The organism is Bradyrhizobium sp. LeoB3 (assembly GCF_055456055.1).
The window spans coordinates 61,557-87,467 of sequence record NZ_JBVBEF010000024.1 but is presented as its reverse complement, the minus strand read 5'-3'; the positions used below and the strand labels follow the sequence as shown (position 1 = coordinate 87,467).

The 25,911-nt window shown below is 63.0% G+C and carries 19 protein-coding genes; 12 read left to right on the top strand and 7 right to left on the bottom strand.

Annotated features, from left to right (window positions below):
* Positions 1-190 precede the first annotated feature (190 nt).
* The 3 genes from ACZXDY_RS18125 to ACZXDY_RS18115 all read left to right on the top strand — a co-directional run bounded on the left by ACZXDY_RS18125 (position 191) and on the right by ACZXDY_RS18115 (position 5,422).
* On the top strand, positions 191-511 hold the full coding sequence (locus tag ACZXDY_RS18125; RefSeq protein ID WP_464346432.1) for a hypothetical protein: 321 nt from the start codon (positions 191-193) through the stop codon (positions 509-511).
* 287 nt (positions 512-798) lie between these two features.
* The gene (locus tag ACZXDY_RS18120) at positions 799-4,218 is read left to right on the top strand and encodes an acyl-[ACP]--phospholipid O-acyltransferase (RefSeq protein WP_464346431.1); all 3,420 of its coding nucleotides are present in this window, start codon (positions 799-801) and stop codon (positions 4,216-4,218) included.
* A 241-nt stretch (positions 4,219-4,459) separates the two neighbouring features.
* Entirely contained in the window at positions 4,460-5,422 is a 963-nt protein-coding gene (locus tag ACZXDY_RS18115; protein ID WP_464346430.1) for an alpha/beta hydrolase, read from the top strand.
* A 2-nt stretch (positions 5,423-5,424) separates the two neighbouring features.
* Here ACZXDY_RS18115 and ACZXDY_RS18110 read toward each other — a convergent pair whose 3' ends face one another.
* Entirely contained in the window at positions 5,425-6,078 is a 654-nt protein-coding gene (locus ACZXDY_RS18110; RefSeq protein ID WP_051396749.1) for a winged helix-turn-helix transcriptional regulator, read from the bottom strand.
* 258 nt (positions 6,079-6,336) lie between these two features.
* Between ACZXDY_RS18110 and ACZXDY_RS18105 the strand changes: the two genes are divergently transcribed.
* The gene (locus tag ACZXDY_RS18105) at positions 6,337-7,494 is read left to right on the top strand and encodes an acyl-CoA dehydrogenase family protein (protein WP_464346429.1); all 1,158 of its coding nucleotides are present in this window, start codon (positions 6,337-6,339) and stop codon (positions 7,492-7,494) included.
* A gap of 352 nt (positions 7,495-7,846) precedes the next feature.
* On the opposite strand, the gene ACZXDY_RS18100 is transcribed toward ACZXDY_RS18105, so the two are convergent.
* Positions 7,847-9,175, bottom strand: a complete 1,329-nt coding sequence (locus ACZXDY_RS18100) for an OpgC domain-containing protein (protein WP_464346428.1) — start codon at positions 9,173-9,175, stop codon at positions 7,847-7,849.
* An 81-nt stretch (positions 9,176-9,256) separates the two neighbouring features.
* Entirely contained in the window at positions 9,257-9,457 is a 201-nt protein-coding gene (locus ACZXDY_RS18095) for a hypothetical protein (protein WP_080663725.1), read from the bottom strand.
* A 479-nt stretch (positions 9,458-9,936) separates the two neighbouring features.
* Here ACZXDY_RS18095 and ACZXDY_RS18090 point away from each other — a divergent pair, with 479 nt between their 5' ends.
* Positions 9,937-10,917 (top strand): helix-turn-helix domain-containing protein, encoded by a 981-nt coding sequence (locus tag ACZXDY_RS18090; RefSeq protein WP_028164245.1) that lies wholly within the window; start codon positions 9,937-9,939, stop codon positions 10,915-10,917.
* Positions 10,918-11,178: 261 nt separating this feature from the next.
* Here ACZXDY_RS18090 and ACZXDY_RS18085 read toward each other — a convergent pair whose 3' ends face one another.
* From ACZXDY_RS18085 to rpmB, 3 genes are all read right to left on the bottom strand, one after another.
* Complete coding sequence (locus tag ACZXDY_RS18085) at positions 11,179-12,378, bottom strand: ABC transporter substrate-binding protein (RefSeq protein ID WP_464346427.1); 1,200 nt, start codon at positions 12,376-12,378, stop codon at positions 11,179-11,181.
* A 414-nt stretch (positions 12,379-12,792) separates the two neighbouring features.
* Positions 12,793-14,076: a T6SS phospholipase effector Tle1-like catalytic domain-containing protein gene (locus ACZXDY_RS18080; RefSeq protein ID WP_464346426.1), complete on the bottom strand. Its 1,284-nt coding sequence runs from the start codon at positions 14,074-14,076 to the stop codon at positions 12,793-12,795.
* A 271-nt stretch (positions 14,077-14,347) separates the two neighbouring features.
* Positions 14,348-14,653 (bottom strand): 50S ribosomal protein L28, encoded by a 306-nt coding sequence (gene rpmB, locus ACZXDY_RS18075; protein WP_028164248.1) that lies wholly within the window; start codon positions 14,651-14,653, stop codon positions 14,348-14,350.
* Positions 14,654-15,050: 397 nt separating this feature from the next.
* On the opposite strand from rpmB, the gene ACZXDY_RS18070 reads away from it, so the two are divergent.
* The 5 genes from ACZXDY_RS18070 to ACZXDY_RS18050 all read left to right on the top strand — a co-directional run bounded on the left by ACZXDY_RS18070 (position 15,051) and on the right by ACZXDY_RS18050 (position 21,750).
* Positions 15,051-15,872 carry a DUF3108 domain-containing protein gene (locus ACZXDY_RS18070; protein ID WP_464346425.1) on the top strand — a complete coding sequence of 274 codons (822 nt, stop codon included), beginning with the start codon at positions 15,051-15,053 and terminating at the stop codon, positions 15,870-15,872.
* 428 nt (positions 15,873-16,300) lie between these two features.
* Positions 16,301-19,771 (top strand): helicase-related protein, encoded by a 3,471-nt coding sequence (locus tag ACZXDY_RS18065; RefSeq protein ID WP_464346424.1) that lies wholly within the window; start codon positions 16,301-16,303, stop codon positions 19,769-19,771.
* 27 nt (positions 19,772-19,798) lie between these two features.
* The gene (locus ACZXDY_RS18060) at positions 19,799-20,068 is read left to right on the top strand and encodes an RNA-binding S4 domain-containing protein (protein WP_464346423.1); all 270 of its coding nucleotides are present in this window, start codon (positions 19,799-19,801) and stop codon (positions 20,066-20,068) included.
* Between the two features lie 153 nt (positions 20,069-20,221).
* Positions 20,222-20,560, top strand: a complete 339-nt coding sequence (gene fdxA / locus ACZXDY_RS18055; protein WP_464346422.1) for a ferredoxin FdxA — start codon at positions 20,222-20,224, stop codon at positions 20,558-20,560.
* Positions 20,561-20,964: 404 nt separating this feature from the next.
* Positions 20,965-21,750, top strand: coding sequence for a CarD family transcriptional regulator (locus ACZXDY_RS18050; protein ID WP_245287293.1), 786 nt, complete (start codon positions 20,965-20,967; stop codon positions 21,748-21,750).
* A 68-nt stretch (positions 21,751-21,818) separates the two neighbouring features.
* Here the strand turns inward: ACZXDY_RS18050 and ACZXDY_RS18045 are convergent, their stop codons facing one another.
* The gene (locus ACZXDY_RS18045) at positions 21,819-23,261 is read right to left on the bottom strand and encodes an FAD-binding oxidoreductase (RefSeq protein ID WP_464346421.1); all 1,443 of its coding nucleotides are present in this window, start codon (positions 23,259-23,261) and stop codon (positions 21,819-21,821) included.
* A 634-nt stretch (positions 23,262-23,895) separates the two neighbouring features.
* Between ACZXDY_RS18045 and ACZXDY_RS18040 the strand changes: the two genes are divergently transcribed.
* Positions 23,896-24,651 carry an outer membrane protein gene (locus ACZXDY_RS18040; RefSeq protein ID WP_028164255.1) on the top strand — a complete coding sequence of 252 codons (756 nt, stop codon included), beginning with the start codon at positions 23,896-23,898 and terminating at the stop codon, positions 24,649-24,651.
* 561 nt (positions 24,652-25,212) lie between these two features.
* Positions 25,213-25,872 (top strand): COG3904 family protein, encoded by a 660-nt coding sequence (locus tag ACZXDY_RS18035; protein ID WP_464346420.1) that lies wholly within the window; start codon positions 25,213-25,215, stop codon positions 25,870-25,872.
* Positions 25,873-25,911 lie beyond the last annotated feature (39 nt).

Genomic DNA, 25,911 nt, shown 5'->3' with positions numbered 1-25,911 from the left:
ACCGCCAAAAATTACTTTGCCGTCGTCACTATTGCCGCAACTCTGCTTTGGTTGCGGTAACTGTCCACACGACCTAGTCGAAGCTGGACCTTCGATGGATTAATTTCAAGAAAAATCAGTGGCTTACCTCGTGGATCGGACGATTTCCTGCCAACCGAGCATTCGATTTTCGGCCTCGTGAAGAAATTTCTTGAGCATTGCTCATTTTATCGCTATACGCTTGAGCGTTGCTCAAAATGACCCGGAGGCCGCTCACATGGAAACGCTTGTCCTGCAACTGACCCGGCAACTGACCGCGACCTTCTTCGAGGATGTTCTCAAGTCCGTCCTGGAATTTGGCAGGTCGATCGCCCGCGGCATCACCGCACCGATCAATCGTATTGCCAACGCCTGCGACGTTGCCGGCGTGCTCGAACGCCGCCGGTTCGCAGCACAGATGCGGCGTCGTGCGCGGCAAATGCAGCGTCCGCGCGGGCGTTGGCCGTTCGGTTCGCTCAGCGAACTCACCTGAGACGGTCCAATTCGCCTCGATTGCGGAGCGGGTTCCTAACCAAGAAATCACCATGCTCCGCATGTCGCCGGCGGACGTGCCGCCCCATAGCCAGGCACAAGGTCTCCTACATCTTTGACGTGCATGGTCGGCCGAATGCCGCAACTTGCGACGTCGAACCGCGAGGCAATCAAGAACACTAATAGCAACGGCATCGCTGCTTAACTTTCGCTTTTCCTGACCCCGATAACCCCAAAACGAATTTTACAAGGCCGAGGATTTCCGGCCGAACTGCCCAGGAACCGGTCATGATCAAACAGTTGATGTCGTCGCGCCGTTTCGCGCCATTGTTCTGGGCGCAGTTCTTCTCGGCGCTCAACGACAACGTCCTGAAGAACGCGCTGGTCATCATCCTGCTCTATGGCGCCACCACCGGCGAGAATGCATCGCTGGTAACCCTTGCCGGTGCCGTTTTCATCTTTCCTTTCTTCGTATTGTCGGCGCTCGGCGGCGAGCTCGCGGACAAGTATGTGAAGTCGGTCGTCGCGAGGCGGCTGAAATTCGTCGAGATCTTTGCCGCCTGCTTTGCGGCGGCCGGCTTCTTCCTGCATTCGGTGCCGCTTCTGTTCGCCGCGCTGGCGCTGTTTGGCACGGTCGCGGCGCTGTTCGGTCCGGTGAAGTATGCAATCCTGCCCGACCAGCTTTCGGTCGGCGAGCTTGCCACCGGCAACGCGCTGGTCGAAGGCGCAACCTTCCTGGCAATCCTGATCGGCACCATCGCCGGCGGCCTGTTCGTCGCGGGCGCGAGCCACATGGGCTGGATCTCGCTTGCCGTGGTCGGCCTGTCCGTTCTGTCCTGGGCTTTCGCCGCGCGCATTCCCGCCAGCACGCCGTCCGCGCCCGAACTCGCCATCACCACCAATCCCTGGACGTCCACGGTGCGGCTGCTCAAGTCGCTCTATGCTGAGCCGCGTCTGTGGGACGGCATGGTGATCGTCTCCTGGTTCTGGCTCGCCGGCGCGGTCGTGCTGTCGCTGCTGCCCGCGCTGATCAAGGAAGGCGTTGGAGGCACCGAAGGCGTCGTCACGCTGTGCCTCGCCACCTTCGCGATCGGCATCGCCGCCGGCTCGCTCATTGCGGCCCAGCTCAGCCATGTGAAGCCCAATCTCGCGCTGGTGCCGATCGGCGCCATCATCATGGGCGTGGTCGGCCTCGATCTCGCCGCGGCGATCGGCGCGACCGTGCCGGGCAACGCTGTGACCGCGGCGGCGTTCGCGACCTCGCTCAGTGGGCTGCATATGCTGGTCGGTTTCTTCCTGTTCGCCATCGGCGGCGGCCTGTTCGTGGTGCCGGCGTTCGCCGCAGTGCAGGCCTGGACCGCGCCGTCGGAGCGCGCCCGGATCATCGCGGCCGGCAATATCCTGCAGGCCGGCTTCATGGTGGTGGGATCGCTGTTCGTCGCGCTGCTGCAATATGCCGGGCTTTCGATCGCCTGGATCTTCTTCGGCCTTGCCGTCGCAAGCTTTGGTTCAGTGTGGTTCGTGCTCAAGAAGTGGGGCAAGGAGGGTGTGCGCGACTTCGGCGCGCTCTTGTTCCGTGCGCTGTTCCGCGTCGAGGTTCGCGGCATCGAGAACCTGCCGCCTGCGGGCACGCGCATGCTGATCGCGCCCAACCATGTCAGTCTGGTCGACGGCCCGCTGCTGCACGCGACGCTGCCGATCGACGCCAGCTTCGCGGTCGATACCGGCATCGCGAAGGCGTGGTGGGCAAAGCCGTTCCTGAAAATGGTCCGTCACATCACCGTCGATCCGACCAAGCCGCTCGGCGCGCGTGATCTGATCAAGCTGGTCGCCTCCGCTGAACCTGTCGTGATCTTCCCCGAGGGCCGCCTGACCGTGCATGGCTCGCTGATGAAGGTCTATGACGGCACCGCGATGATCGCCGACAAGGCCGATGCCGTGATCGTTCCTGTCAGGATCGAGGGCGCGCAGCGCTCGCATCTCAGCTATCTCAAGAATGGTGAGATCAAGCGCTCCTGGTTCCCGAAGGTGACAATCACAATTCTGCCGCCGGTCAAATTGCCGATCGACCAGTCGTTGAAGGGCAAGGCCCGTCGTAACGCCGCGGGCGCTGCGTTGCAGGACATCATGATCGAGGCCATGGTGAAGAACGCCATGCTCGATCACACGCTGTTCGAGGCCCATGCCCATGCCCATCGCGACCGCGACACCGGCAAGGTGGTCGTTGAGGATGCGCTAGGCACGAAACTAACCTATCGCAAGCTCATCCTCGGCGCGCAGGTGCTGAGCCGCAAGCTCGAGCAGGGCACCGCCATCGGCGAGAATATTGGCGTGCTGCTGCCGAACTCGGCTGGCGTCGCCGTCGTCTTCATGGCTCTGCAGACCATCGGCCGCGTGCCGGCGATGCTCAACTTCTCCGCCGGCCCCGTGAATGTGCTCTCGGTGATGAAAGCGTCGCAGATCAGGACCGTGCTCACCTCCCGCGCCTTCATCGAGAAGGGTAAGCTCGACAAGCTGATCGCGGCGATCGCTCCTGAAGCGCGCATCGTTTATCTCGAAGACATCCGCGCCACCGTCAACGCGCTCGACAAGATCCGCGGCCTCTTGGCCGGCACCGCGCCGCGTGTTGCGCGCAGGGCCGATGATCCCGCCGTGATCCTGTTCACCTCGGGCTCGGAGGGGACGCCGAAGGGCGTCGTGCTCTCCCACCGCAACATCCTGGCCAATGCGGCGCAGGCGCTGGCGCGGGTCGATGCCAATGGCAACGACAAGGTGTTCAACGTGCTGCCGGTGTTCCACTCGTTTGGCCTCACCGGCGGGATGATGATGCCGCTGCTCGCGGGGATTCCGATCTTCATGTATCCTTCGCCGCTGCATTACCGCATCGTGCCGGAACTGATCTATCAGACCGGCGCCACTATCCTGTTCGGCACCGACACCTTCCTCGCCGGCTATGCCCGCTCGGCGCATGCTTACGACTTCCGCACGTTGCGGCTGGTGCTGGCGGGCGCGGAGGCGGTGAAGGATCGCACGCGGCAGGTCTATATGGAGCGCTACGGCATCCGCATCCTCGAAGGCTATGGCGTCACCGAGACTGCGCCGGTGCTTGCCATGAATACGCCGATGGCGAACCGCCCCGGCACCGTGGGCCGCCTGTCTCCCCTGATGGAATACCGCCTCGATCCGGTCCCCGGCATCGAGGAGGGCGGCCGGCTCTCGGTGCGAGGGCCGAACGTGATGCTCGGCTATTTGCGCGCGGAAAACCCCGGCGTGCTGGAGAAGCTCGTCGATGGCTGGCACGACACCGGCGACATCGTCACAATCGATGCCGCGGGCTTCATCGCCATCAAGGGCCGCGCCAAGCGGTTTGCCAAGATAGCGGGCGAAATGGTGTCGCTGTCGGCGGTGGAAGCGATGGCGTCCGCGCTGTGGCCGCAGGCGATCTCGGTTGCGGTCTCCATTCCCGATGCGCGCAAGGGCGAACGCATCGTGCTCCTGACCACGCAGCGCGATGCCGAGAGATCTGCGGTGCAGCGCCAAGCCAAGGCGACAGGCGCCTCCGAGCTCGCCGTGCCGGCCGACATCCGCGTCGTCGACAAAGTGCCGCTGCTCGGCTCCGGCAAGACTGACTATGTCGCGGCAACCGCGCTTGCCAAGGAACTCGCTACCGCGGCGCCGTCGGCAGAGCCGATGGCCGACGTGGCGTAACGGGTCCCGCCTCTGGCGGGCCCGATGACAGGCTCCGCGACGAAGCAATCCATTTCTCCGCACGCGAAAGCATGGATTGCTTCGCGGAACCTGTCATCGGGCGGCGCCGCGCCGACCCGTTGGCTCGCAGTGACGATGGCTGAGGCGGTTGTCCTTCCCGCGTTCCTGTTGTCCAATAAGCTCATAACCAACAACACTCGGGCCGGCTCTGTGACGCCGGCCGGAATTTTGGAGGAACTCGATGCCTCTCCCGCTTGATCCCGTGATCGAGAAGATCATCCCGCTGCTGCCGCTGCGCGATCCTAAGACCATGACGCCGCAGAGCGCGCGGGAATCGCTGCGAGCGCTGGCCGCCGCGCGCGCCGAGATCCCGCCGCCGCCGGTCGAGCACGTGAAGGACGTCAACGTCGCCGGCGGCGCGGGGCCGCGGCCGGCGCGGGTCTATCGCAATGGCAGCGGGACCGCACCGACGGTCGTGTTCTTCCACGGCGGCGGCTGGGTCGCGGGCGACCTCGAGACCCATGACCGGCAGGCGCGCAATCTCGCGATCGAAACCCGCGCGGTGGTGGTCTCCGTCGACTATCGCCGCCCGCCGGAGACGCGTTTCCCCGGCGCGTTCGAGGATGCCTTTGCCGCGGTGCGCGACGTGGTCGGCCGCGTCAAGGAATTCGGCGGCGACGTACCCCGCGTCGGCGTCGCCGGCGACAGCGCCGGCGGCAATCTCGCAGCCGCCAGCGCGCTCGCCTGCCGCGATGCCGGGATCAGGCTCGCCGGCCAACTGCTGGTCTATCCCGTCATCGACGTCGTCGGCAATTTCGCAGACACTGCTGAGAATGCGCGGTTTCCGTCGCGGGCCGAGAACGCGGAAGGATATTTTCTGTCGCGCGCGGTGATGGAGTGGTTCTGCGGGCATTATCTCGAAGAACGCGGACATGGCGCGGATTGGCGGGTCTCGCCGCTGCGGGCGAAGGAGTTGAAGGGCGTTGCACCCGCCGTCGTCACCACCGCCTGGTTCGATCCGCTGCGCGATGAGGGCGTGGCCTACGCCAACGCGCTGCGCGAGGCCGATGTGCCGACCACGCATCATGACGGGCAGGGCCTGATCCACGGCTATTTCGGCCTCGTCGACGCCTCCGAGGCCGCGCGAGCCGAGGCGCAGCGCGCGCGGGCGGACTTCAAGGCGCTGCTCGACAAGGGCGCGTAACGTCAGCCGACGGCGCGCACGCCTTTGGCGAACGGGCTCAAGCCCAGCCATTGCTGCATCGAGCGGGCGATCGCCTTGTCGCCGGTGAGCTCGATGCCGCCGTTTGCCACCTCGCGCTCGAGCGTGGCGATCCCCATCCATACCGCGGTCATCGTTCGCAGCGGGCAGGTCACATAGAGATCGACCTCGTAGCCGGGATCGGTCAGGCAGAGGTCGACGGTGACGCCGTCGATCACGAGCCACCAGGATTTGCGCTCGCCCGACAGCTCCGGATAGATGAAGTTGATGGTGCAGCGGCGCCGCGGCAGCGGCTCGGGGCGCAGGTTCCGCCGCATGTCCCACATCAAAAGTGAGGGATCGAGGTTCTTCAGCGACAGCGAGGACTCGACCCAGCGCTGGGCCCAGAAGCCGAGCGACATGATCACCTCCCGCAAATCCTCGCCGGCCTGCGTCGGCCGATAATCCATCACGCCCGACTGGCCCGATGGCGTCACGCTGATCAGCCCGGCCACCTCCAGCTCCTTCAGCCGCTTCGACAGCAGCGAGGGTGACATCCGCGGCACGCCGCGCCGGAGGTCGTTGAAGCGCGTCGTGCCGCAGAGCAATTCGCGCAGCACCAGGACGGTCCAGCGATTGCAGACGATCTCGGCTGCCATCGCGACCGGGCAAAACTGCCCATAGCTTCCGCGCTCGGTCCTGTCAGGCAATCGGCTCCTCCTGAAATGCGGTAGTACAGATATGCTAGCGCGGACCCGGCACCAGGCCGGAAGACGCCGCGAAAAATGTAAGCATTCCGGACGCTGTAGAGACCTCATCGATGGACACGGCGTCGCAGTACAGTTCCTGAACTGGAGCGCCCTTTGCGGCGGAATTAGGCTCTCCCACGGTGGATATTCTCAACGATGGAGAGTGTCATGAGCAGCAACGCAGCACACAGTTTCGATGCGTCAAAATCGCGCAGCGCGGTCCAGATCGCAGAGGAGCTCGGCCCGATTTTCGCGCGGCGCGCCGAGCAAGAGACGAACGAGGACAGGTTCGTCGCCGAGGATTTCGCGGACCTGAAGGCGGCAGGCCTCGTTGAAGCCGGCGTGCCGGCCGAGCTTGGCGGCGGCGGCGCCGATGTCGACGAACTCGCCGAGATGCTGCGCACGCTGGCCCATTACAGTGGCTCGACCGCGCTCGCTTTCTCCATGCACACCCACCAGGTCGCGGTCCCCGCCTGGCGCTGGAAGGTGCAGAAGGCGGCTCCCGCGGAGCCGTTGCTCCGGCGCATCGCCAATGAGCGCATCATCCTGTTGTCGAGCGGCGGCTCGGACTGGATCGGCGGCTCCGGCCGGGCCGAGAAGGTCGACGGCGGCTATCGCATCACTGCGCGCAAGGTGTTCTCGTCCGGCTCCCCCGCCGGCGACCTCTTGATGACAAGCGCGGTGCTGGAGAGCGAAGGCGAGCCGGCGACGGTGCTGCATTTCGGCGTGCCCATGAACTCGCCGCATGTGAAGGTGCTCGACAATTGGCGCACGCTCGGCATGCGCGGCACCGGCTCCAACGATGTCGTGATCGATGGCCACATCGTGCCGGAAGCGGCGGTCGCAGCAAAGCGCAAGGCCGGCGAATGGCATCCGCTGTTCCAGATCATCGCGACCACCGCGTTCCCGCTGATCTACTCGGTCTATCTCGGCGTTGCCGAGAGCGCGCGCGACATTGCAATCGCGACCGCGAAGCGCAAGACGCCGGACCGGCATGCGATCCAGCTCGCCGGCCGCATGGATACCGAGCTCGCGGCGGCGCGGCTCGCGCGGGAATGGATGCTGGCTGCTGTCAGGCTCAATGCGCCGTCGGCTGCGACCGTCAATCAGGTGATGATGGGCCGCCAGCTCGTCGCGCGGCATGCGATCGCGGCGGTCGAATATGCGATGGAGCTCGCCGGCGGCGCAGGCTTCTATCGCGCAACGGGGCTGGAGCGGCGCTTCCGCGACATCCAGGCGGCGCGCTACCATCCGTTGCAATCGGGCCCGCAGGCGCAATATGCGGGATCGATGGCGCTCGGTTTGCCGGTCGACCGGGTATATTGAGCACCGCGCTGATGAAGATGACCCGCGGTCGCGCGGCGTTCGTTGTTGCGAGGCAGGCGGTCCTTCACGCCGCCGCCGGCGTCGAATGGATTGCCGCCGCGCTTGCCGAGCACATGATGACGACGGCCCATGCCGGCGCGACGTTTTCGCTTCTGATGTCAAAGAACCGAGGGGATGCGCGCCGGCGTTCTCGCGGCGAAAGGCGCCCGAGGCTTGCGGCCGTTTCACCCTCTTGACGAACGAACCTTAGGGTGGGCAAAGCGAAGCGTGCCCACCGCCACGAGCCGAGTACGGATGGTGGGCACGCTGCGCTTTTGCCCACCCTATGCTTCTGATTTTGCCCAGTGGACAGTCACACTCCGCTGTCGTCCCCGCGAAAGCGGGGACCCATAACCACAGCTGATTGTTGTGGCGCGAGCGAGCGGTTGCGGCGGAGCAGACTGCAAACGCTTGTGGTTATGGGTCCCGGGACCCGGCTACGCCAAGACTTCGCCGCGGCGCGCAACCTTGGGACGGCGGGAGGGGGCTCGGTCGGCTGCGGCTGCCTCCAGGTTTTGATCCTGATCGAGCTCAGCAGGATCGCGGCGACGATCATCACCAGGATTCCGCCAAGGCTGACCGCGATCTGCATCGACAGCCCATCCGAGATGTCGAGCAGCGCCACGTGGCTGGCGAACGCCAGCAGAACGCCGAGGCAGTAGATTGGAAGCGAGTTCGCGCCACAGCGTATCGCGCCGCGCATCACCGGCGTCGCCAGCCCTCGCCAATTGTGAGGCACAAACCGTACGGCCAAAACCGCAACAGCAAGAAAATGCAGCAGTCGAAATGGACTGAGATTCGATTTGTCGATTGGGAAAAGCAGATTCGTCAGGGTCTGCGGGACCAGCGGTTCCAGCGACGTCATGCGCGAGCTCAATGCGATAACCAGGCTGAAAACCAGATAAAGAACGGCCAGGACCAGCGCCGCGCGCGAGGTCACCCACGGCCGAAATCTGTTTCCCTCGATGACCCACCAGGCGCCAAGCACAAGCAGAAGCTGCCAGGCAAGGGGATTGAAGAACCAGACGTTGTGCGGCCAAGCGGGGACGGTCCAGCCGAAGACGCGCACGAGCCCATAAAGCAACGCCGAGGCGCCAAGCGTCACGTTCGGTACTCGCAACAACAGCCACAGAAGCGGCGCGAACAAGACGTGATAAATCACGAAAACCGGCAAGATGTCGGTGTTGACGGGACGGTATTGCAGGATCGCAGCATGCGCGAGCGCCGCGCCCGGATGCTCCAACAGGATGCGCGTATTGGTCTCGTCAGCAAGATGGTCGCGGCCTGCAAGGTAAACCATGATGACGCAAGCGAGCGTGAGGAGCAAAGATGCAGCATATATGTCCCATCCTCGCCGCAGCGAACGGCCGAGCACGCCGCTCCAGCCCTCGCGCTGACGTGCCCTTCCGTAAGCCAGCGCACAGGTGACGCCCGACATGAACATGAATACTTCCGCGGCATCGCTGAAGCCGTAGTGCCGCAGTGTCAGCCAACTTCCGATGTTGCCGGGGACATGGTCAAGAAAAATGCACCATAGTGCGATGCCGCGGCAGGCATCGATCCGCAGGTCGCGGCCAAACCCCTCGAGTTCCGGCGGCGACTCGTCAGCCGATCGCTTCGAGATGTGAGTTCGATCATGCATTTGGTTACCCTGTCCAGCGTGCAAGCGCGCTCTCGGTGGGACACAGGTCGACGAGACAGCCGATGCGATTACGAGGCCCGGCTATCGGATGGCTTGGGCTTCTTCCGTGGCGGGTCCGCCGTCCCCACCGCTAACCCGATCACCAGGGCCGGCACGATCGCCGGCGTCCCAATTCGCTTTCCGGACTTCGTCGCTCGCAGCCGGGATCAGAAGCTGCTGCCGCATTTCGGCGAGGCGGGCGCGGCAATATTCGCGGTAAAGCAGGTCTAATATGATGGACATGATCGAATCCTCGCTTGAACATCACCGTCGACATCCCACGCATTTCGCCCACGGCCGAAAATGACCTGTGCCGGGGGAGGATCTGCAGATCGATCTGCACCGCGGATCGTTGAGTTCGATCAATCGCGAACAAATTAGTAAAGCTGGACCCGCGCTTGCAGGCGCCAGCAATTTTTGAAAATGGACGTGGTGGCGGCAACGAGAAATAGAGCTATCACGGCTATCTCTCCTTAAAGGAGATTTTTGGCGTCACGACTCTCTTAAGAATGACTATGGGACTGATTTTCCGGCCGCCAAGTGAGCCAATTCACAACAGTATCGATCACGGGTGAGTGACAGTAGCAGGCGGACGCTGTCGTTTCTTGGACTACTGCGCACCGCGTAACGGAAGGTTGGTGCGCGAATAGCAAACTATAATGCCAGCAGCCGTTTGTTGGAGCACTTTGTCCGAATATTTTATCAAAGCTGGGAGAGTTGCCATGTCTAGCGGCCCAGCCGATTTCGTATCGTATCGATTCTCGACGCGCGAACTCCCGGAGCGGATGCGCATCCCGATATGGCGCGAGAAGTTTGGTCGAACCATAGTCCGCGCCGATATCGAGCCGTCATCGGAGGTGCCGTTTCAGGCCGAAGCGGCACTACACGCTCTTCAGGGGTTGCGCATGCTGTCCTTGAAGGGTTCAGCAATGCGCTTCAAGCGGTCACAAACGAACATTGTTGATGGTGATGACTCGATCGGCCTCATCGTCAATCTGCCCGGCAGGAGTCAGCTGTCGCAGCGCGGCCAGGAGTTCGAGCTCCGCGGCGGCGATGCAATGGCTATCCTGCATTCGGAACCCGTCGCTGTCACCTATCTGGAAGGATTGCAATTTGGTTTGGCCTTGCCGCGCGATGCGCTTGCCTCGCACGTGACTGGTGTCGACGACCTCACCATGCGGCCGATTCATCGCCGGACCGAAGCGCTTCGACTTCTCATGACTTATGTGAAGTTGGCATTGAAGGAGGGCGCGCTAGCTGCCCCTAAGCTACGTGATACGATCGTTAGTCACATCCACGATCTCGCGGCGCTCGCAATGAGCGAGCACGCTCCCTTGGGTGAGAGCAACGCGAGCGCAGTCATGGCTGCGCGCCACAGCGCCGCCCTCGATCATATCGCGGCGCACTTTCAGGACCCGGAGCTCACCCTTGAGGTGGTAGCCGATAGGCAGGGCATCTCTCCTCGTTATCTGCAGCGCCTGATGGCGACATCCGGGACGTCGTTCACGGGGCGCGTGAATGAGTTACGGCTGCAGAAGGCGTTCATGCTGCTGAGCGAGGCCCACGACAACGCGCGGCGCATTTCCGACATCGCGCTGGAAGTCGGCTTTTCGGATATTTCGCATTTCAACCGACTATTCCGCGCCCGCTTCGGCGATTCGCCACGCCGCGTGCGCAGCGCCGGTGGGAGTAATGGTGAGTGACACGTGCCCCCGATCCGCAAGCAGCGCGAGTCGAACGCGGCTGGTGGGCACGCTTACGCTTTGCCCATCCTACTCTTCCGGTTTGCCCGTCAGGCAGTCACACTCCGCTGTCGTCCCTGCGAAAGAATGGACCCATAACCATAGGATCTCGTTGTGGGCGTTCACTGTAACTCCGAGTCTAGCGCCACACTTGCGGTCGTGGTTATGGGTCCCGGGTGGCGCTTCGCTTGCCCGGGACGACGGGGAGGAGAGAGCAACGCCTCAATCATTACCGATGGTTTCGCCGAACAGCTCCCAGGTTTCGCCGTTGAAGCGCTGCAGGCGCATGGCTTCGATCGGGAAGTAGTCGGTCGGTGATGTCTTGAGCTTGATGCCGGGCAGCAGCATCGGCAGCGTCGTGTCGAGATTGGCGGCCTGCTTCATGATGTTCTCGTGCGTCAGCTCGTCGCCGCATTGCCTCAGCACCTGCACCGTGGCTTCCGCCACGACATAGCCGTAGACGATGAGCTGGTTCTGCATGTTGCCGTCAGGGAAATAGGCCTTCATGAAGGAAAGCCATTGCTGGACATCCTTGTCGTCCTTCCACTGCGGATCGTTCGGGTCCTTCAGCGAGTAGGACGAGATGATGCCCTTCGCATGCTCGAAGCCGGCGGGCTTCAGCACTGAGGAGACCGAGGTCGAGGTCGCGGCCAGGAAGAACATATCCGGCTTCCAGCCGATCTCGCCGACCTTGCGGATCGCCTGCGCCGCCTGTTTCGGGATCGCATGCATGAACAGCACGTCGGCGCCGGATGATTTCAGCTTCACGATCTGGCTGTCGATGGTCGGATCGGTGGATTCATACGTCGCCTCCGCCACGATCATCTTGGCGTGCTCCGGCCCTAATCCCTTCTTGAAGCCGTTGCCGTAATCCTTGCCGGCGTCGTCGTTCTGGTAGAACAGCGCGATCCTCGCGTCTGGCTTGTTCTTCAGCACGTATTTTGCGTAGACCGCGGTCTCGGCCTGGTAGGAGGGCTGGAAGCCGATCGAATAGGGGAAGTTCTCGTGGTCGCCCCACAGCGTCGTGCCGGCGCCGACGAAGAGCTGCGGCACTTTCTTGTCGTTGAGATATTTGCGCACGCTCAATCCAGTCGGCGTGCCCAGCGGGTTGAGGATCGCGGCCACTTCCTGCTGCTCGACCAGCTTGCGGGTCTGCTCCACGGTCTTCGGCGGGCTGTAGGCATCATCCAGGCTGATCAGGTTGATCTTGCGCCCGTTGATGCCGCCCTTGTCGTTGATCATCTTGAAATAGGCGAGCTGGGTCTTCGCGATGACGCTGTAGGCCGAGGCCGGCCCGCTATAGGGAGAGGTCTGCCCGAGCCGGATCTCGGTGTCGGTCACCCCTGGCCCATATTTCTTCTCCGCCGCCGCGGCTGCCGATGTCACGAGCGCTGCGATCGCGACGAACGCGTGCCATTTCATTGTCTCTCTCCCTTGCTCTCGTTCTGCTTGTTATCGGATCGAGCGCGCCGCACGCGCGGCGTGTCGACAGGATGAGCAAACCAGCGGGCGGAGATCGTGACAAGCGCGCCGGCGGGGAGGTGGCGCCGCGGCAAATGCATGTGATTGGCGAGCATGCCGCGAGAAGGAATTAGTGGTGCTGGCCTGTGGTTTTGCCGCTTGCTCCGCTTCGCCTCTCCCCTTGTGGGAGAGGCCGGAGCGCATGCAGCGAAGTGGAATGCGATCCGGGTGAGGGAGCCCGGCCTATCGAGGGACTACGGCTCGCGGAGGCATACCCCTCACCCGGATTTCCCGCTGACGCGCGAAATCCGGCCTCTCCCACAAGGGGAGAGGCGGGAGACTGCGGCGCAGGCGTCGCGCAACACGCGCCGCCGCTCACGCCGCTTCCGGTGGGGCCTGCTCTGTCGGCGCTTCCGGCATCGGGAAGGTCCTGTACTGCTTCGGCAGGTTGATCGGCCGATAGTCCGTCACCGCGTCCATGCGCTTCACCACCGATTCATGGATCACGGCATCTTCAGGAATCAGCCGCGGCTCGCAGTCGGGGATGTAGAAACCGAAATGCGTCTTGCGCTCCGGCCATTCCTTGTAGGTGGCCTTCTTCGGGATGTATTCGAGCATGCGCCAGCCCCAGGTCATCGGGTCGTGCATCTCGCCCGCCACATCGGGCTTCACGTAAGTGAACGGGCTGCCCCTGCGCTGCACGCCCCAGGCGAGTTGCTTCACCATCTGCATGTTCACCGTCAGCCCGAACTTGGTGGCTTCCTCGATCATCCACAGCAGCGGATATTTCGACAGCGCGCTTTGCGCTTCCGGATAGCCGCCGCCGATGTCGCCATGCACACCAGCGAACCACACCTGCAGGATGTCCTGCGGCTCGGCCTTCTCATCGGGGATGAAGCGGTTGCTGAAGAAGAGCTGCGGCTCGTCATACTTCTTCAGGCGGAACATGCAGCGCCGCTCGTCGATCGAGATCGCCTGGCGGAAGGTGCGGATGCTCGGATTGTGCATCGTGAAGGCGAGCTCTTCCAGGCTCGGCCAATAGAACCGGTCCGGCCGCGGCACGAAGATGCTGGCGACCGTATCCCAGACGCCGACGAAGCGGATGGTCGGCCAGCGCACCGAGAGGATGCGCGCGAACTGCGCCGCGTTGTCGTAGCGGTCCTTCGGCAGCGGCCCGAACTCGTCGCTTGGCGGCGGCAGCGCCCGCAGGCTTGCGCCCTCGCCTGTCTTGTGGCTGTCCGAGAACTGCTTGTAGGCGGTGAGCCCGCTGCCGGCGAGATTGACCTGCTCCGGCGAAATCAGCCCGATCTTGTGGATCAGCCCGGCCAGCACGCGCACGGTATAGGCGCCGCGCGAAAAGCCGAACAGATAGATCGCATCGCCGTCCTGGTAATGCTGCACCAGGAATTCATAGGCCGCGAGCACATTGTCATCGAGCCCATAGCCGGTGGTGAGCCCGAGGATCGTGTTGAAATTCTGCTTCAGTTTGTGCCACGGATCCGGCCTCGCCAGCGTGCCGACACCCGGATCGTAATAGACGAATTGCCTGGGCTGCGTCTTCTCCGTCTTGCGCAGGCAGCGATAGAGCTTCAGGACGTTGGAAATATTCTCGTTGATCTCGTTCCCGGTCCCATCGCAGCAAACAACGATGTTTCGCATGGCGAGCCTCCCCGCTACCTCGGCGAGTATAGCGCAGGTTCGGGAAATTTTGGATGGAGGTTTGCCCGCGCTCGGTTGTGTTCGGTGCAAGCGCAGCGGAAAGCCTCGCGAACTATTATCCGAATTTGAAGCGAGGCGCTTCGACTGTTTAGAGCGGCCGCATACCGAGTAGTCTCGGTTGCAGCCGTTCACAATAAAATGGCCGGCTCTTTCGAGCCGGCCATTCGAAACTCCGAGCTTAAGCTGGCTCGACTACGCTAGCCGAGTCTACTCAGCTCGCCTTCTGCTCCGCAGCCGCTGTCCGCTTCTTCTCGATCTGGCGCTTCAGGTCCAGCGCGCGGGGCGAGAGGTTTGCGGCGCTCGCCTTCAAGAGGAACGCGTCGAGGCCGCCGTTGTGGTCGACGCTCTTCACCGCGTTCGAGGAGACGCGCAGGCGGATGTTGCGGCCGAGCGATTCCGACTGGAAGGTGATATTGCAGAGGTTCGGCAGGAAGCGCCGCTTGGTCTTGATGTTCGAGTGGCTCACCTTGTGGCCCACTTGCGGGCCCTTGGCCGTCAGTTCACAGCGCCGCGACATTGTTCAAATCCTCTTCCATCCCCGCTAAACCAACAGCGCACGCCGCGCGCGGCGGGGGTCTAAACCTACGTCCATTTTCCAGGAACCGCGGACGTATAGGGGGTGAGCTGCAAAGCGTCAAGGTTTTATCGGGTTTGGAGCCGCTTTCCCTGGTTCCGAAATCCTCGATTCGGGGCGTTTTCTTCGCGCGAACGGTAAAACCCTATGGCACGCAAAACCTGCACGTTCACAAGGCCGTTCAGCCGTTTAACAAACCATATAAAGGGCGTATTCACACCCGTAAGTGGTTCCGTATTCGCCCGCGTTGCTTGCCGGTCATTTCTTCCTAAATGATCTTTCGGCGCCGACGACAGGACTCGTTAAATTTGTGAGCATTTTCAGCAGTTTTCTACCCTCAATGAGGGAATCCTGGCTGTTGTGCGCCGGCGCGCTGTTCCTGTTGTTGCCGGAGGGCGCGCTCGCGCAGGGCCGGCTGGATGCGCAGTATGAGGCCTCGCTCGCCGGTATTGCCGTCGGCAAGGGAAGCTGGACCATCGAGATCGGCGACGACACCTTTTCCGCGATCGCGCAGGGCGGCACTTCCGGGCTGCTCAAGGCATTTGCTGGCGCCGGCGGGGTGGGCGGATCGCAGGGGCGCGTGGTCAATGGCGCGCTGGTGGCGGCGGGCTATACCGTCAACTACAACAGCTACAAGAAATCCGAGATCATTCGGATGGCGCTCAGTGGCGGCAGCATCAAGGAAACCGTGATCGAGCCGGAACCGCCGGTCGATCCGAACCGGATCCCGGTCACCGAGGCTCACAAGAAGAACGTGTTCGATCCGATGACCGGCTCGCTGCTCCGGGTGCCGGGCACGGGCGAACTGATGAGCCCGGATAGCTGCCGCACCAGCGCGGGCATTTTCGACGGCCGGCTGCGCTACGATTTGAAGCTCGATTTCAAGCGCGTGGAGATGGTCAAGGCAGAGAAGGGCTATCAGGGCCCGGCGCTGGTGTGCGCGATCTATTTCACGCCGATCGCGGGCTATATCCCCGACCGCCCGGTGATCAAATATCTCGCCGAAGCGCGCAACATGGAGATCGCCTTCGTGCCGATCGCGGGCACGCGCATCCTGATCCCGTTCCGCGTCAAGATCCCGACGCCGTTCGGGCTCGCCATGCTGGAGGCGACGTCGTTCGTGACGTCTGCCATGCCGCCGCGGGTGGCGAAGACGCAGTGAGGCTGGGCTGGTCGCAAGGAGATGGACCGAGTGCTCCGCTCGTCATTGCCGGGCTTGACCCGGCAATCCATCTTACGAAGAGCCCTTCTCTCGATGGATGCCCGGGTCAAGCCCGGGCATGACGAGCCGGGCAGATCGTCGAATCCTGTTGACTCTTTGCCGCTTCTGATTCGACTCCGGCTTTAACAATTTCGCTGTCATCGTGATCGCTGCTAAACCCGATTTGGTGCTGGAACTGAAATGCCGACACGAGATGTTGCGGTGAACGGAGGAGAACACAGGTGGAGTCAGCGATTCGGCCGCGATTCGTTCTCAACTCGTTCCGAAGCTTAAGCGGCGGCATCCGCCGTGTAGCAATCTGAGACAATTTTCCTAATCGCGCTTTCTTTCATCTCCAAGAAAAGCATCAAGAAAAGCACCTCGAAATCATGGCTCTTTCCTCTCCTCCCTTCGCCCATGAGCGCGCGCCCGGCGCCGGCGTCACGGCTGTGCTCGGGCCGACCAATACCGGCAAGACGCATCTGGCCATCGAGCGCATGCTTGGGCATTCGTCCGGGCTGATCGGGCTGCCGCTGCGGCTCCTGGCGCGCGAGGTCTACAACAAGATCGCCGATCGCGCTGGGCCTGAGAGCGTCGCGCTGATCACCGGCGAGGAGAAGATCAAGCCGAAGTCGCCTCGCTTCTGGGTCTCGACCGTCGAGGCGATGCCGCGCGATCTCGACGTCTCGTTCCTTGCGGTCGACGAGATCCAGATCGCGGCCGATCTCGAGCGCGGGCATGTCTTCACCGACCGTATCCTCAATCGGCGCGGGCGCGACGAGACGCTGCTGCTCGGGGCTGCGACGATGCGTCCCATCATCGAGCGGCTGTTGCCCGGCGCCTCCATCATCACAAGGCCAAGGCTCTCGACGCTCGAATTCGCCGGCGACCGCAAGATCACGCGGCAGCCGCGGCGCACCGCGATCGTCGCGTTCTCGGCGGACGAGGTCTATGCGATCGCCGAATTGATCCGCCGCCAGCATGGCGGCGCGGCGGTCGTGCTCGGCTCGCTCTCGCCGCGCACACGCAATGCGCAAGTGGCAATGTTCCAGAACGGCGACGTGGATTATCTCGTCGCCACCGACGCCGTCGGCATGGGGCTGAACCTCGACGTCGATCACGTCGCCTTCGCCTCCGACCGCAAATATGATGGCTATCAGTTCCGCCGCCTGACACCGGCCGAGTTTGCGCAGATCGCAGGCAGAGCCGGCCGCGCGACGCGCAATGGTACCTTCGGCACCACAGGGCGCTGCGCGCCGTTCGAGCCGGAACTGGTGAACGCGCTGCAGAACCACACGTTTGACAGCGTGAAAATGCTGCAATGGCGCAACTCGAAGCTGGATTTCTCCTCGCTCGGCAGCTTGCAGGTCTCATTGTCGCTGCCGCCGTCGCATGAAGTGCTGACGAGGGCGCCGATCGCCGAAGACATGCGCGTGCTCGACCACGCCGCGCGCGATGCCGAGGTGCGCGACATGGCGCATGGCGCTGTCGCCGTCGAGCGGCTATGGGATACTTGCCAGATACCCGATTACCGAAAGCTATCGCCCGCGGCCCATGCCGAGCTTGTGACCACGGTTTACGGCTTCCTGATACAAAAGGGGCGTATTCCCGATGCATGGTTTGCTGCCCAGGTCGATCAGGCCGACCGCGTCGACGGCGATATCGACACGCTGTCGGGCCGGATCGCTCAGGTGCGCACCTGGACCTTTGTGGCGAACCGGCCGGACTGGCTGTCCGATCCCGAACATTGGCAGGGGATCACGCGCGAGCTCGAAAATAAATTGTCCGATGCGCTGCATGAACGGCTCACGGAGCGTTTCGTTGATCGGCGTACCAGTGTATTGATGCGCCGCCTGCGGGAGAACTCTGTTTTGAATACTGAAATCGGCAAGACCGGCGAAGTCATCGTCGAGGGGCATGTGATCGGCCGGCTCGACGGATTCACTTTTGCGCCTGACGCGGCGGAAGCGGGCTCAGATGCCAAGGCGCTGCAGGCCGCAGCCCAGCAGGTGCTGGCGCGCGAGATCGATACGCGGGCCGAGAAACTGAGCGCCGCGCCGGACGAAACCTTCGTGCTGACCTCCGACGGTACCATCCGCTGGACCGGCGATGCGGTGGCCAAACTCGTCGCGGCCGACGACGCGCTGCATCCGCGGCTGCGCATCATCTCCGACGAGCGGCTGACCGGCGCGCCGCGCGAGGCCGTGCAGAACCGGCTCGATCTCTGGCTCAAGACGCATATTACGAAATTGCTCGGGCCGCTGTTCGACCTATCGAAGGCAGAGGACCTGCAGGGGATTGCGCGCGGCATCGCGTTCCAACTGGTGGAAGCTCTCGGCGTGCTGGAGCGGACCAAGATCGCGTCCGAGATGAAGGATCTCGACCAGCCCTCGCGGGCGACGCTGCGCAAATACGGCGTCCGCTTCGGCGCCTATCACATCTACTTCCCGCAGCTCCTCAAGCCGGCGGCGCGGGCACTGGCTTCGCTGCTCTGGGCCGAGAAGCAGGACAATGTCGATCTGTCGGCGCTGTCGAACGTGCAGCATCTGGCGTCGAGCGGGCGGACCTCGTTCCCGATCGACAAGGGGCTGCCGCGCGATGCCTATCGCGTGCTCGGCTACAAGCAGTGCGGCGAGCGCGCAGTGCGCGTCGACATCCTGGAGCGGCTGGCGGATCTGATCCGTCCCGCGCTGGCCTGGCGCGAGGGTGCGCCGGGCGAGAAGCCTGCGGGCGCGTTCGACGGCCGCGGCTTCGTGGTGACGCAGGCGATGACCTCGCTCACCGGCTCGGCCGGCGAGGATTTCGCCTCGGTCCTGCGCGCGCTCGGCTATCGCATGGAGCGCCGCCCGCCCCCGCCGCCGAAGCCGGTGGAAGTGGTCGAGACAGTGTCCGCCGAGACGCCGGCGGTGGAAGCGACCGCCGAGGCCTCTGCGGAGGCACCGGCGGAAGAAGTGGCCGCCGAGCTGCCCGCGTCCACTGAGGCCAGCCCATCCGCGGCGCTGTTGCCCGAAGTTACCCTGGCGCCTGCGCCGAGCGAGGAACCAGCGGCCGCTGCCGCAGAGCCCGTCGCTGAAGCGCAGCCGGAACCGGAGGTGACCGAGGCGCAGCCAGAGCCGATGGCTGTAACGCAGCCGGAGCCCGAGGCGATCGAGGCGCCCGTTGCTGAAGTGCAGCCGGAGGCGGCAGCTCCCGCAGAAGTCTCGGCCGATGCGCCGGAGGAACCCGCGCCGACGGAGGCAACAGCTGAGGCTGCAGCCAGCACCGAGGAAGCCGCACCAGCCGACGCCGTTACCGAGCCAGCCGCAGCCGAGACCCCGGCCGAGCCGCAACTGGTCGAAGTCTGGCGCCCCGGCGGCCGCTCCGAGGAGCGTCGCCCGCGCCATGACCGCAGCCGCCACCGCCATCAGCCGCGCGAGGGCGCACAGGGCGCCGCCGCAGCGGGTGAAGGTGCCGATGGCGCCCAGCGGGACCAGCAGCGCCGTGGTCGCCGCCATCACGAATTCCGCAAACCGCGCGAGGATGCGCCCGTGGCAGCTGCGGCCGCCAGCAATGGCGCCCCGCCTGAGGACAAAGGCGGGCGCCGCGAGCGCTTCGAGGGCAAGGGCCGCGACCGCGACAATGATCGCCGCCGCGATAAATTCTCCGGCGACCGCAAGGATCGCGACCGTGGCGACCGCGAGCGCGGCGGCCGTGATTTCCGCGACAAAGGCGGCCGCGACAAGGGGCGCGAGAGCGGCCCGGCGCTCCGCCAATATGCGAGTTCGGCGCCGCGCGAACGCGAACGCGCGATCGATCCGAATTCGCCGTTCGCAAAACTCGCGGCGTTGAAGGAGCAGCTCGCCGGTAACCGCAAGGATTGAGCCGCGCCAACCCAGGAATGAGGCCGATTGGAGCGCCAGCGTCTCGATAAATGGCTGTGGCACGCGCGGGTGGTGAAGGCGCGCACCAGCGGCGCCGCGCTGGTCGAGGCCGGCTATGTCCGCATCAACGGCGTGCGCGAAAGTGCGCCCGGGCACGCGGTCAAACCGGGCGACGTGCTAACCATCGCGCTCGATCGCAGCGTGCGCGTGCTGAAGGTGATCGGCTTCTCCGAGCGGCGGGGCGATGCGACGGCAGCGCGGGTGCTGTACGAGGATTTGCAGAGCCGCCCCGAGTGATTATCTCGGGCAGGCAATCAGTTGCCCGAAAGACGGCGCCGAAAACCGGCTTGCTTATCTTGCAGCAGCGGTTCTCCTGCGCTACGCAATTTTTGAAACGCAAGCCCTTCAAAGAATGAATCCGCTTTCGGAGTCTTTGGTTCGGAGTCCTGGATGACCTACGTCGTCACTGAAAACTGCATCAAGTGCAAATATACCGATTGCGTCGAGGTCTGCCCCGTCGATTGTTTCTACGAGGGCGAGAACATGCTGGTCATCCATCCCGAGGAATGCATCGATTGCGGCGTCTGCGAACCAGAATGCCCGGCGGATGCGATCAAACCGGATACCGAGCCGGGCCTGGAGAAGTGGCTCGAGGTCAACAGCGAATACGCCAAGAGCTGGCCAAACATCACCCAGAAGAAGGACTCGCCCCCGGACGCCAAGGAGTTCGACGGGCAGGAAGGCAAGTTCGATAAATATTTCTCTGCCAACCCCGGAACCGGCGACTGATTCGCGCGCTGTCCCTGGCCGGATCGAGACCGTTTTCAGGCGGAGAAGCACGCCGTCGTTTAACCCTGTTGACAGAGTTATGACCGTCAGCCCCGGCAGGCGACGGGATTCGGCCCTAAATCATTGATTTTTGCGGAAAATGTGCTATATTAGGCACATTGTCAGAGCCGAACCCGGCCATCCTGGTCCTTGGCCCCGTTCGTTTCCGCAAAAACACCGAACAGGGGCGTGGCAGTTTCCGCGCGCAGGCTGTGTCACAGAAAACGCGTAAAAAGAGTGCTTCCAAATCGTCAAAGAAAGCCGCTGCAGTTGCCCGCAGCGCAGTCAAGGGTCGTGCCAGGGCGTCCGTGAAGGAAGCCCGTAAGGCTGCGGCTACAAAGTCCTCGAAGAACAAAAGAAGCGTGATGCCAGAAAAGACTGCCAAAACTGCCGCGAAAGCGACAGCCCAGAAGACCGTTGCTTCGAAAGTCGCCGCCAAGACTGCTCCCAAGGCTGCAGCTCCTGCGCCGAAGGCCGCCGTCAAGCCGGCTGCGAAGCCGGTTGCCGCGGCCCCGCGCGTCGAGGAGCCGAAGAAGGTCGTGACCCAGCGTCAGGGCTTCAAGGCCAACGAATTCGTGGTCTATCCGGCTCACGGCGTCGGCCAGATCCTCGCGATCGAGGAGCAGGAGATTGCGGGCGCCAAGCTGGAACTGTTTGTCATCAGCTTCATGAAGGACAAGATGACGCTTCGCGTCCCAACCGCGAAGGTCGCCAATGTCGGCATGCGCAAATTGTCCGACCCGGCTCTGGTCAAAAAGGCGCTGGAGACGCTGAAGGGCCGTGCCCGCGTCAAGCGCACGATGTGGTCGCGCCGGGCGCAGGAATACGAAGCCAAGATCAATTCGGGCGATATCGTCGCGATCGCGGAAGTGGTGCGCGACCTCTATCGTTCGGAATCGCAGCCCGAGCAGTCCTACTCCGAACGCCAGCTCTATGAAGCGGCGCTCGACCGGCTGTCGCGCGAGATCGCGGTCGTGCAGCACTCGACCGAGACCGAAGCGATCAAGGAAATCGAAAGCCAGCTCGCCAAGAGCCCGCGCCGCGGCGCAGCCAAGGCCGAAGCCGGCGCCGAGGACGGCGACGGTGAAGGCGACGCCGACGATCTCGACGGCGACAGCGACGACGCCACCGTGGCCGACGAGGCGGCGTAAGCAGCCAGCCCAAGATTTGCAACGAAAAGCCCGGCCAAGCGGCCGGGCTTCTTGTTTTTGCGTCCTTGTCAGGCGGCCGGTCGCTGCGCGGCGGCCGGAAGAACATTCTGATTTAGCCTGAACAGGTTGCCGGGATCGTACTGGGCCTTGAGCGCCGCGAGACGAGCGTAGTTCGGGCCGTAGGCGCCGGACACGCGATCGCTCTCATCCTCCGGCATGAAGTTGACGTAGACGCCGCCGGTTGCGTACGGCGCGGTCTCAGCAAACAACCTGCGCGCCCAGCTAATCGCGCGTTGCTCGTCGCCGCGGTCACGCCACCGCGTATGGACGTTCATGACAAATCTGGCGTCGCGGTGGGGGAACGCCGTCGCGTCGACAGCCACGCGGCTGGTGGCGCCGCCGAGCTGACCAATGAAAATTTCGCTCTCACCGGTCGGCAGGCTCTTCGTATGGCTTACGAGGGTGTCGAGCAGGCCGTCGCCGAGCTCGGCGAAATTGTGCGACTTCCAGTAATTGTAGGCTCCTGGCGTGAGCAACGGGTCGAACGCGCTCTGCCAGCTCGCGAAAGGCTGCATGCCGATCACGTCGGCGACCGGCTCCCCGAGCGCGCGCAACGGTTCCAGGGCGCGGTTACCCTCGTCCTCGCCACCCGTGTAGCAGACGGCGAACGCGACGATTTCCTTGCCGTGCATTTCGACAGGCAAGAATGGCAGCGGCGGCGCCTGCCGGAGCACCACCCAGATCGTGAGTTCGTCCGGCGCTTTGGCGGCGATGTCGCGATAGCCCGCAAGAAGTTCGTTCGCCCGAGCGAAGGGATGGATGATGAGTCCAGAGAGCACCATTGGGCCGACCGGATGCAGGCGAAACTCGAACGAGCTCACGACGCCGAAATTGGCGCCGCCTCCGCGCAGCGCCCAGAGCAGGTCAGCGTCCTCGGCCTCGCTCGCTCGCACGAGTCCGCCATCGGCCGTCACCACGTCGGCCGAGATGAGGTTATCGGCGGCAAGCCCCAATTTGCGGCTGAGCCAGCCGAAGCCGCCGCCCAGCGTCAATCCCGCAACGCCAGTCGTCGAGTTGATGCCGAGGGGCGTGGCAAGGCCGAAAGCCTGCGCCTCCTTGTCGAATTCGCCAAGCGTTGCGCCCGGCTCCACGCGCGCGGTGCGGTTACGCGGATCGATCCGCACCGAACGCATCAGCGAAAGATCGATCAGCAGCCCGCCTTCACAAACAGCATTGCCCGCGATGTTGTGGCCGCCGCCACGCACGGCGAGCAAGAGTCCGTGGTCGCGCGCGAACCCCACGGCGCGCATGATGTCTGCAGCTCCTTTGCAGCGTACGACCGCGCCCGGGTGGCGGTCGATCATCGCATTCCAGATTGTGCGTGCCTCGTCATAGCCCGGCTCGTTGGGCAGGCAGACATCGCCCCGCAATGTTTGCCGAAAGGCATCGATCGCATCGCTTGCAAACGTAATCGCCCCGCCCTGCAGCGAGGCCAGCCGGATCTCCGTCATGGCATCTCCTCCGTAACTAGCGGTGACTGTTTTTGGGGCCAGCATTTTCTGGCCGAGATCAATAAAGAGGCGGGCGCCGTCGATGGCTGTCATTCACAGCCGAGGTAGCGCAAAAAAGTCTTTTGCCGTCCGTTCGATATAGCGAACGGAGAATTTCCGCCTGGACGTTAGTCCAACCCGGTCAAAGAATGGTTCAACGACGGAATGTGGCGGGGCTTTTAGCGGACGTCGACGGTGCTGGAGACGCTGTAGGGCCGAGCCCGCGTCAAGCAAGCTGCGCCCGTCGCAACGAGCAGCAATCGCTTGGCCTCGACCAGCTTCATTGTGCCCTCTTCTCTATCGATAACGGGGGCAGCTTTTTCCCGATGTCCACGCCTGCGTTCTGCGACAGGGATGCCGAGTGATCCTGAAGCTGCCGCAGAAACGCGGCGGCGATGGCACAAAGCGCATAATGCGAAGTGTCAGAGTGGCTGCCACTTATTCCCGAAACAAAATCCGAGTGTTGCCGTACTAGCACAAGTTTCGCGGGTGAAATGATCTATGCTCGCGGGTGGAATTGGAATGCAGACTTTAATCGCCGCAACAAGTCCATCGGCCGTCCGATCCTTAAGCGACGCCGAAGAGGGGGAACGATATGAAGAAATTTTTGCTGGGCACTGTTGGTTTGATTGCACTCGGCGCGACCGCGCCGGCGCTGGCCGCTGATATGGCGGTCAAGGCGCCGCCACCGCCGCCGCTTCCGCCGGTCTACAATTGGACCGGCTTCTACGTCGGCGCCAATGGCGGCTGGGGCCAGAGCCGCAATTGCTGGGATTTTATCGACGCTTTCGGTGGAGTGTTCAGTGACGGTTGTCGCGAGCGGTCCGGAGGTCTGGTCGGCGGTCAGATCGGGTATCGCTGGCAGTTTGGCGGCGGCTGGGTGGCCGGCCTGGAAGCCCAGGGGGATTGGGCCGATCTCCAGAACACGCGCGCCAGCCTCATCGATCCATTTTTCTCGACGCGCGTGAAAACGGACGGCATCGGCCTTTTCACCGGTCAGATCGGCTATGCCTGGAACACGTCGCTGCTGTACTTCAAGGGTGGCGCAGCGGTGACGAGCAACAGCTTCAGCGTTCTCGATACGCTTACAGGCAGTAGTCTGGCCTCGTTCAGTTCGACCCGCTGGGGCGGTAGCGTGGGTGTCGGATACGAGTACGGCTTCGCACCGAACTGGTCGGTCGGTGTCGAGTACGACCACCTGTTCATGGGCAATGCGAACAATTCGTTCTCGGTGGTCAATCCCATCGTTGCCGGTGCGCTCAATCGGATCAGCCAGGACGTGGACATGGTCACGGTGCGCGTGAACTATCACTTCAACTGGGGCGGTTATGCCTCGCCTGCCCCTTACTGATCGACTGTCAATCTCCAGCAAACTTCAAGCCCCGGCATCGTCCGGGGCTTTTTGTTGAGCGGGCCCGATCCTCCTGGCCTGCGGCAATCGGTCATTCGTGCTGTCCTAGAGCGTGATGACTTCTCTTCGACTCGTCATCCCGCTCTAGCCCTTTGTTTGAGCATGATCTTTTCGGAAAACCGGTGTCCACTTTTCCGGATCATGCTCTAGTGATCACGTTTGTTCGCGCAATTCCATTGGACATCCGTCAACGTCGCTTCTGCTTTCTTGGGCGCTTGCGGCCTCCTCCCGGAGGATTGCTGTCGCCGGCTTCGTCTTGTCGGTTGCAACGCCGGCGCAGGCGTTGAGGCCCGATCACATTCACTCCGTAAGAGGCGGCGCTAACCAGCCCCTTAAGCCCACATAGAGCGTCGCCGTCCTTGACACGTTTGCTTCAGCCGACTGCGAGCGGGAATTGTGCTCGCTCGCCCTGCCTTGACCTAAGTCAATGTCAGCCGGATGACCGATCATTGAATCAGGAGCAAGAGCCATTCCGTTGCGCTTCTGATTGGGGAGAGATGAGTGATCAGGACGCTACTCACACTCTCAGCCATTTTCCTGTCGGCGGATTACGCGAGCATGGAGATTACGCGCGTGGCGGGTTGCTCCGGAGATGTCCTGAGGCTGCGGGGCGATATCGAAGAGGGCGACTACATACGATTTAGATCTCATTTCAGTGCCCAGCGGCGAGTTCTCGGCGTCGATCTCAGCTCGAAAGGTGGAAAACTCGATGAAGGATTCCAGATCGCAATCTTCACGCGTCAGAAGCGGTTGACGACGTACGTTTCGGGAGAGTGCGATTCGGCATGTGCGTTCATTTTCTTGGCGAGCCGGAAGCGCTACGTATCGGAGAGCGCAACGATCGGAGTTCACTCGGTTTCAAACGGCCATGGCGGAGAAGATGTCAAAACGATCCGCGATACCATTTACCTGGCCAGGTTGTCGGCGAAACTCGGCATTCCCCTCTCAACGATTGGAAGAATGGTGACGACGCCCGCAGGAAAGATCTCTTTTCTGAATGAGGACGACCTGTTGGCGCTGAAGGCGATCGTTCGCGATCCTTTTGAGGGCATAGTGGGAGAAAAGAACTCGCCAGAAAACTGCAGCACCAATCAAACAAAAGCAGCTTCGAACCTGAAACAATCAGCTCCGAAAGCAGCCAGCCATTCGACAACGGATTAGCGGAGGTGGGTCACACAGAACAGTCGTAGTGGCGGTGTC